Source organism: Thioalkalivibrio sp. ALE10 (genome assembly GCF_000381385.1).
In the GTDB taxonomy this organism is placed as follows: Bacteria; Pseudomonadota; Gammaproteobacteria; order Ectothiorhodospirales; family Ectothiorhodospiraceae; genus Thioalkalivibrio.
On record NZ_KB906452.1, the window covers coordinates 341326 to 348567 of the forward strand.

A 7242-nucleotide genomic window follows, 5' to 3' on the forward strand; every position below is an offset into this window, starting at 1 on the left:
GCCGATCAGGGGCCACCCCCGGCGCCGGATCGCGCAGGGGGCTGCGCTCCTACAAGCCCAAGCCGTAGGAGGCCAGCCCTCTGGCCGATTGGGCTACCCCGCTCGTTCAGCCACCGAGGGCCTCGGGGTCGAACCTCACCGCAATGCCGTCCTCGTGCACACGCACGACCTGGGCACGGACCTTCGGTGGCGCGTCACCATCCCCCAGCAGGCCGAACACCTGCAGCATCAGCTCGTCGTCCGACTCGAGCTCCAGCAAGCCCCTGAGGTCCGGTTTCTGCCCCTCCTCCCAGCGCAGGAAGGCCCCGCCACCGGAGATGTCATTGGTGGTCAGGGTCACCGGCTCGCCATCGCCCGCCGATACCACCACGTTGACCGTCATCGGTATCCGCGGATGACGTCGCCGCTCCTCGATCATGGTTCCATCCCCTTGCTGTCTTAGAAAACGCTAATCGAAAACGATTTTTTTTTGTGCTATACCGTCGAGGCAATGATCGACCCAAGGCGAGATCATGCGCAAGGCCGGGCATGAACCCGGCCGCGCCAATGAAGAGCCCGGATCGTCACACCGGGCCGGAGGATGAAGGCAGCGCATCACGGCTGTCGCCGCTAAAACAGCAAACCTTCAAGACGGAGGAGTCCGTAACAATGAAGAAATCGCGCCTTACTTTCGCGGGGCTGGTCGGGGCCGTGGCCCTTGCCATTCCGTTCGCTCAGGCCACGGCCGGCGACGAAATCACGCGTGGACAGCTGATGGCCGACACCTGCGTGAACTGCCACAGTGCCGCGTCCGCCGAGGCCGGGGGTGCCCCGGATCTCAGTAACTATCCCTCCAGCCTCATTGTCAGCCAGATGAAGGCGTTCCGCGATGGCGAACGCCCGGCCACGGTCATGGACCGTCACGCCACCGGCTACACCGATGAGGAAATCGAGGCCCTGGCCGCCTACTTCGGCCAGTGAACGGCCCAGCACACAAGAGAGGGAGAGACATCATGCAGGAATTTTCCCGCCGTAATTTCATCAAGGTCGTCGGCGCGGGGAGCGCCGTGGCCCTGACCGGCGTCGGCTGCGCGCCGCAGAAGACGCGTGGCGCCGACAAGGCCCATGTCGTCGTGGTCGGTGGCGGCTCCGGTGGCGCCACCGCCGCGAAATACCTGAAGAAGTATTCGCCGGAACTCAACGTCACCCTGGTCGAGCCCAACGCCCGCTATTACACCTGCTATGGCAGTAACTGGGTGCTGGGCGGCATCGTCGACATGGACTTCATCGAACAGACCTACGGCGCGCTGGAAAGCCGCCACGGGGTCAAGGTGGTGCAGGACCGCGTGACCGCGGTGGACGCCGACGGCCGCAACGTCCGTCTCGCCAGTGGCGAGACCCTGCAGTACGACAAGCTGGTCATGTCCCCGGGCATTGATTTCCGCTACGACCGCACCGAGGGCATCAGCGAGGCCGACGCCGAGCGCATCCCGCACGCCTGGAAGGCCGGTGACCAGACCCGCATCCTGCGCCAGCAGCTCGAAGACATGCCCAATGGCGGCACGTTCGTCATGGTGGCCCCGCCGAACCCGTTCCGCTGCCCGCCCGGGCCGTATGAGCGCGTGTCGCTGATCGCGAACTACTTCAAGCAGGAGAAGCCCCGTTCCAAGATCATCATCCTTGACCAGAAGGACGGTTTCTCCAAGCAGGGCCTGTTCGAGGAAGGCTGGGCTCAGGAATACGGCGACATGATCGAATGGCGCCCGGCCTCGGACGGCGGCCTGGTCGAGGAGGTCGACGTGCGCAACATGACCGCGGTGACCGAGGCCGGTTTCGAGCGGGTCGAGGCCGACGTGATGAACTTCATCCCGGCCCAGCGCGCCAACCAGATCGTCCACGATGCCGGCCTGACCAACGCGGAGGGCTGGTGCCCGGTGCGCCAGGACACCTTCAGGTCCGAGCGTGACGACAACATCTACGTGCTGGGCGACGCCTCCGTGGCCGGTGCGATGCCGAAGTCGGGCCACTCCGCCAACACCCAGGGCAAGATGGTCGCCGCCGCGATCAGCCATGAACTGGCCGGCCGCGACCCGATCACCCCGACCGCGGTGAACACCTGCTACAGCCTGGTCACGCCGGACTACGGCATCAGCGTGGCGGCGGTGTACCAGTTCAAGGACGGCCAGATGGCCGGCGTGGAAGGCGCCGGCGGTGTCAGCCCGACGGGTGCATCCAGCCGCTTCCGTGAGCAGGAAGCGCAGTACACCCGCGGCTGGTATGCCGGCATCACGGCGGACATCTGGGGCTGATCGGCCCGCTTCGCCTCATCACACGAACGGGAAGGATCCCGTTGACGGCGCCCTCCGGGGCGCCGTTTTTTTTGCTGCCCTTCCCCCGGCCCTGGCCCTTCCTCAGGCGTTCAGGTCGGGGATCAGGCGGCTGCGCAGCCGCGCAATAGTGTCCTTGAGCTGAAGCTTGCGCTTCTTCAGCCGACGGATCTCGAGAAAATCCGGGGACGGCCCGGCGTGCATGGCGGCGATCGCCGAATCCAGCGCCCGGTGCTCCGCCTCCAGTTCCGTCAGTCGTGCCCTGATCTCGCTGTCGTATTCCACGTCCGCTCCCCGGAGTCCGTCGCCTCGCGTATCATCCCAGACCGGTCCGGCCGGGGCCACAGCCCCGACCATCCCGCCACTTCGGAGACCGGAACATGGCCATACGCAACACCTCGCTGTCCATCCCCACGCCGCGCGGAGTCCGGCTGAGCGGCGTCCTGGTGGAACCCGAGTGGCCGCCGCGCGGCAAGGCCTGCATCGCCCACTGCTTTGCCTGTTCCAAGGACTTCCCCGCCACCGTGCGCCTGGCCCGCTCGCTGGCCGAGGAGGGCTACGCAACCCTGCGCTTCGACTTCGCCGGACTGGGTGAATCCGAAGGGACGTTCGCGGACTCCACCCTCCAGACCGGCCGCGAGGACCTGGAAGCCGCGCTGGACACCCTCGCCGCTCATCATCCGGACACGGAGCCCACCCTGCTGCTCGGCCACAGTTTCGGCGGAGCGCTGGCCATTCTCGTCGCTCCCGAACGCCCGGAGGTCGACGCCGTGGTCACCATCGCCGCCCCCAGCCGCCCCGGGCACGTGCGCCACCTGTTCCAGGACCACGCCGAGGAGATCGCGCGCGAGGGGCACGCCCGGCTGATCATAGGGGGGCGCCCGGTTACCATTGGCCGGGCGCTGCTGGAGTCCATCGAGGAGCCCACGCTGGAGACCGCTCTGGCCCGGCTCAACCGGCCGATCCTGCTGCTGCACGCCCCCGGGGATACCGTGGTCAACGTGGACCACGCCGGGCATATCTTCCGCATGGCGCAGCACCCGCGCAGCTTCGTCGCCCTCAACCGCGTCGACCACCTGCTCTCACGCCCGGAACACACCCGCTACGTCGCCGGCCTGATCCGAGCCTGGTCCGCCAACCTGACCGATTGACACCGCCCCGGATCGCGCAGGGGGCTGCGCTCCTACCAGACCCTCCCCCGGCCGCAGGAGGCCAGCCCTCTGGCCGATCGGGGCTTCCCCGGTGCCGGATCGCGCAGGGGGCTGCGCTCCTACCAGACCCTCCCCCGGCCGTAGGAGGCCAGCCCTCTGGCCGATCGGGCCATCCCCGGTGCCGGATCGCGCAGGGGGCTGCGCTCCTACGGGGCCCGCCCCATGGCCGCAGGAGGCCAGCCCTCTGGCCGATCGGGGCTACCAGTAGCTCTCGGTGGTGAGATGCCCCGGTTTGCGCCGGCGGTTCTTCTCCAAACCCCGTTCGCGCAGCAGGGCCTGGGTTTCGGAGACCATGTCGGGGTTGCCGCAAAGCATCACCTGGGAGTGCTCCGGCGAAAAATCGATTCCCGCCTGCGCCGCCAGTTCGCCCTCCGACAGCGCCGTGGTGATGCGCCCCTGGATGGCACCGGGGTGCGCCTCGCGACTGACGAAGGGGATGTACTGGAACCGCTGCGAATCGCGCTCCGAAAAGCCCGCAATGGTGTCCTGGTAAGTAAGCTCCTCGGCGTGGCGCACCGCATGCACCAGACGGATGTTCTCGAAGCGCTCCCAGGGCTCGTCGGTCTTCAGGATGGACAGGAACGGCCCGATCCCGGTCCCGGTGGAGAGCAGCCACAGATCGCGCCCGTCAGGGATCTCGTTCAGGGTGAAAAACCCCGTGGCACGCGGCATCAGCTCCACCGTGTCGCCGGGTTCGAGCTGCACCAGGCGGTTGGACAGCGGCCCGTCCGGCACGGTGATCATGTAGAAATCCAGCGGGCGCTCGTCCGGGGCGTTCACGTACGAGTACGGCCGCCCCACCAGTTCGCCGTCGATCTCCATGCGCAGACGGTTGAACTGCCCGGCCACGAACGGTTCCACGTCCGCATCGATGCGCAGCGAGAACAGGCGGTCGGTCCACTGCTTGCGTTCCTGCACGGTGCCGGTCACCCAGCCCATATTCCTGACTCCTGTACTTGGTTAAAGGCAAGCATGCGGGCGACGCCCGGGCATTTCAAGCATCCCCGGGGCGGCCCCTATAATATCGTCCATCACTGAAAACCACAGACAGGAGCACAACCGATGGCACGCACCCCCTCGCAGATGATCGAGCTGGGCACCGAAGCCCCCAACTTCCAGCTGCCCGATGTCGTCTCCGGCGAGACCATCAGCCTGGACAGCTTCCCCGACGCCAAGGGCTACATGATCGCGTTCATCTGCAACCACTGTCCCTTCGTTCAGCTCATCCGCCACGAGTTCGCGCGCTACGGGCGTGAATACACCGAAAAGGGCATCGCAGTGATCGCCATCAACTCCAACGACATCGAGGCCGTCCCCGAAGACGCCCCCGACGCGATGCGCGACGACGCCCGCCGTTTCGGCTACAAGTTCCCCTACTGCCTCGACGAAGACCAGTCCGTGGCCAAAGCGTACCAGGCCGCCTGCACTCCGGATCTGTACCTGTTCGACGCCGACCGCAAGCTCTACTACCGCGGCCAGTTCGACAGCACCCGTCCCGGCAGCGACCAGCCCGTCACCGGCGAAGACCTGCGCAACGCCACCGAGGCCCTGCTCGCCGGCCAGCCCGCGCCCGAGCCCCAGCACCCCAGCCTCGGCTGCAACATCAAGTGGAAGCCCGGCAACGAACCCGCCTATTTCGCCTGAAACCCGTCGACGAACGCCGCGATCGGCGAGAGGGCTCGCCTCCTGCGGGCCGGGGCGCCTTGTAGGAGCGCAGCCCCCTGCGCGATCCGGCGCGGCGATACACGCAATCGGCCAGGGAGCCGCCCCCGGCGCGCAAGGAAGGCCTGTCGCTATCCTTCGGGCGGGAAGAGGCCCGGCATCAATTCAGGGGCCAGCGCTGCGGGCAACGCCAGGCGCAAAGGAGCCCGGCTGCTGTCGGAGGCCAGAACTCCCTGTTTGACGAGCGCCGAAGTCACCCGGCGGGCCTGGCGCTCGCTCAAATCGAGCAGCCCGGGCACGTCCGCCCTGGGCACCTCTCCCCGGTACAGCACCACCTCGAGAAGGCGCCCCGACCTGCCCGGCAATTCATCCGCCCGCACCCTGTCTTCCGCCCAGCGCAGGATCCGCTCACGGAAGCGGCCGGGCTCCATCAAACGCTCCATGAACGCCACCTGGTCGATACAGACCTCCAGGAAAAACTCCACGAAATCCGCCAGGGCCGCTTCACTGAGCTGACCACGGCCATCACGGTCACCGCGGCGGGGTTCATCACATGCGGCAAGGAGCTGCTTGTAGCGGCCCTCGCTACGCGCCAGGCCTCGCGCCACGGACCAGACCCCGCCGCTGTTCAGGTGTTCCACAAGGATGGCATGGGACATCAACCGCGCGACGCGACCGTTACCGTCCAGAAACGGGTGAATCCACAACAGCCGGTGATGGGCACAAGCCACGCCCAGCATTCGATCGGCCTGCCCGCCCCGCGAATAAGCCGCGTGAAACCGCTGCATGAACCGTTCCACAGCGCCCGGGCTGACCGGCACATGCCGCCCGATCCGGACATCGTGTGTTCGGTATGCACCGGGAGAGACCCGGAGATGCTGGCCAGTGTCGGGATCCTCAACCCACAGAAGATCGTCCGGGAGCCGCTCGCAGAAGCGCCGATGTAACTCGCACAGCCCCTCGGGCGCCGTCTCGCGCCCCTTCAGCCCCCCAGCGTCGATCCAGCTCTGAACCTGGATATGCGCCGCCGCCTCCAGTTGCAGGTCGCGCTGACGGGAATCCGGACTGTAATCGCCGGCAAGCGCCCGCTCGATGGCCACAGGATGCGTGTAGTGGCCTTCGATCAGGTTGCTGTAATAGCAGTTCATGGATCGCACCAGGCCGGCCAGGGCCGATTCCACCCCCACCGGAAGGCGGGCGCGAAAGGCAGCGGCATGCGCAACCAGATCCAGCACCCGATCGGTAAGCCGCCCCCGATGGGCGGAGCCCTCCCCCACCACCAGGGGCTCCATCAGAGCAATGCGTTCACCTCGGTCAATGACTGCGCCCATGGCCGGTTGGATGTCCTTTCACGCCATTTGCATGAGTCTCATCATATCAGCAATTTAATCTCAGAATGGTGTCCGGATCGGGCATGCCATGACCGGACGGATGGCCGGATCCGTGGCCGGTTTGTGCTCGCCCGGGTCGAGGAAGTCGCGCCCGACCGGTCAGCATCGCCGAGCAGTGCAGAAGCCCCCGCGCGGACTGCGCCGGACCGGCCTCGTGGTCGGGATTGTGAGGAGGCCGTGGTACGCTGCGGCCCTGACCGGACAGGGAGTGTCGGCATGGCGGATCACCACGACAACAGCTACAAGCTCCTGTTTTCGCATCCCGAGATGGTGCGGGACCTGCTGACCGGTTTTGTCCGGGAGGACTGGGTGAGGGAGCTGGATTTCTCCACCCTCGAGAAGGTCAACGGGTCCTATGTGACCGACGAGCTGCGCGATCGCGAAGACGACATCGTCTGGCGCGTGCGCTGGGGCGGCGGCTGGCTTTACGTGTACCTGCTGCTGGAGTTCCAGTCGAGCGTGGACCGTTTCATGGCGGTACGGATGATGACCTATCTCGGGCTGCTGTATCAGGACCTGATCCGGCAGAAGGCCCTGACGCCCGGCGGCCGCCTGCCCCCGGTGCTGCCGGTGGTGCTCTACAATGGAGAGACGCGCTGGACGGCCGCACAGAACGTGGGCGAGCTGGTCGAACGGGTACCGGGTGGTCTGGAGCGTTACCGGCCCGATCTG

The 7242-nt window shown here is 66.7% G+C and carries 9 protein-coding genes; 5 read left to right on the forward strand and 4 right to left on the reverse strand.

The features are described from left to right. Positions 1 to 106 precede the first annotated feature (106 nt). A complete protein-coding gene (locus F788_RS0108030; RefSeq protein ID WP_018869250.1) occupies positions 107 to 418 on the reverse strand; it encodes a PilZ domain-containing protein in 312 nt (103 codons plus the stop codon). 230 nt (positions 419 to 648) lie between these two features. Between F788_RS0108030 and F788_RS0108035 the strand changes: the two genes are divergently transcribed. Then, positions 649 to 960, forward strand: coding sequence for a c-type cytochrome (locus F788_RS0108035; protein WP_018869249.1), 312 nt, complete (start codon positions 649 to 651; stop codon positions 958 to 960). Between the two features lie 32 nt (positions 961 to 992). Then, the gene (locus F788_RS0108040; RefSeq protein ID WP_019589834.1) at positions 993 to 2288 is read left to right on the forward strand and encodes an NAD(P)/FAD-dependent oxidoreductase; all 1296 of its coding nucleotides are present in this window, start codon (positions 993 to 995) and stop codon (positions 2286 to 2288) included. 102 nt (positions 2289 to 2390) lie between these two features. Here the strand turns inward: F788_RS0108040 and F788_RS0108045 are convergent, their stop codons facing one another. Then, the gene (locus F788_RS0108045) at positions 2391 to 2591 is read right to left on the reverse strand and encodes a YdcH family protein (protein WP_018869247.1); all 201 of its coding nucleotides are present in this window, start codon (positions 2589 to 2591) and stop codon (positions 2391 to 2393) included. Positions 2592 to 2686: 95 nt separating this feature from the next. Between F788_RS0108045 and F788_RS0108050 the strand changes: the two genes are divergently transcribed. Then, positions 2687 to 3457, forward strand: coding sequence for a carboxylesterase (locus F788_RS0108050; RefSeq protein WP_018869246.1), 771 nt, complete (start codon positions 2687 to 2689; stop codon positions 3455 to 3457). A 258-nt stretch (positions 3458 to 3715) separates the two neighbouring features. Here the strand turns inward: F788_RS0108050 and F788_RS0108055 are convergent, their stop codons facing one another. Beyond that, positions 3716 to 4456: a ferredoxin--NADP reductase gene (locus F788_RS0108055; protein WP_019589835.1), complete on the reverse strand. Its 741-nt coding sequence runs from the start codon at positions 4454 to 4456 to the stop codon at positions 3716 to 3718. A 123-nt stretch (positions 4457 to 4579) separates the two neighbouring features. Between F788_RS0108055 and F788_RS0108060 the strand changes: the two genes are divergently transcribed. Continuing rightward, positions 4580 to 5161, forward strand: coding sequence for a thioredoxin family protein (locus tag F788_RS0108060; protein WP_019589836.1), 582 nt, complete (start codon positions 4580 to 4582; stop codon positions 5159 to 5161). A gap of 149 nt (positions 5162 to 5310) precedes the next feature. Here the strand turns inward: F788_RS0108060 and F788_RS0108065 are convergent, their stop codons facing one another. Next, the gene (locus tag F788_RS0108065) at positions 5311 to 6510 is read right to left on the reverse strand and encodes a Fic family protein (protein WP_019589837.1); all 1200 of its coding nucleotides are present in this window, start codon (positions 6508 to 6510) and stop codon (positions 5311 to 5313) included. A gap of 276 nt (positions 6511 to 6786) precedes the next feature. Between F788_RS0108065 and F788_RS0108070 the strand changes: the two genes are divergently transcribed. Continuing rightward, positions 6787 to 7242: Rpn family recombination-promoting nuclease/putative transposase (locus tag F788_RS0108070; protein WP_019589838.1), on the forward strand; the 456-nt coding region annotated here is incomplete at its 3' end.

Excerpts from the sequence above, each read along its gene's own strand:
- F788_RS0108035 (WP_018869249.1), top strand. The coding sequence starts at position 649 with ATGAAGAAATCGCGCCTTACTTTCGCGGGGCTGGTCGGGGCCGTGGCC.
- F788_RS0108060 (WP_019589836.1), top strand. The coding sequence starts at position 4,580 with ATGGCACGCACCCCCTCGCAGATGATCGAGCTGGGCACCGAAGCCCCC.
- F788_RS0108040 (WP_019589834.1), top strand. The coding sequence starts at position 993 with ATGCAGGAATTTTCCCGCCGTAATTTCATCAAGGTCGTCGGCGCGGGG.
- F788_RS0108030 (WP_018869250.1), bottom strand. The coding sequence starts at position 418 with ATGATCGAGGAGCGGCGACGTCATCCGCGGATACCGATGACGGTCAAC.
- F788_RS0108065 (WP_019589837.1), bottom strand. The coding sequence starts at position 6,510 with ATGGGCGCAGTCATTGACCGAGGTGAACGCATTGCTCTGATGGAGCCC.
- F788_RS0108050 (WP_018869246.1), top strand. The coding sequence starts at position 2,687 with ATGGCCATACGCAACACCTCGCTGTCCATCCCCACGCCGCGCGGAGTC.
- F788_RS0108055 (WP_019589835.1), bottom strand. The coding sequence starts at position 4,456 with ATGGGCTGGGTGACCGGCACCGTGCAGGAACGCAAGCAGTGGACCGAC.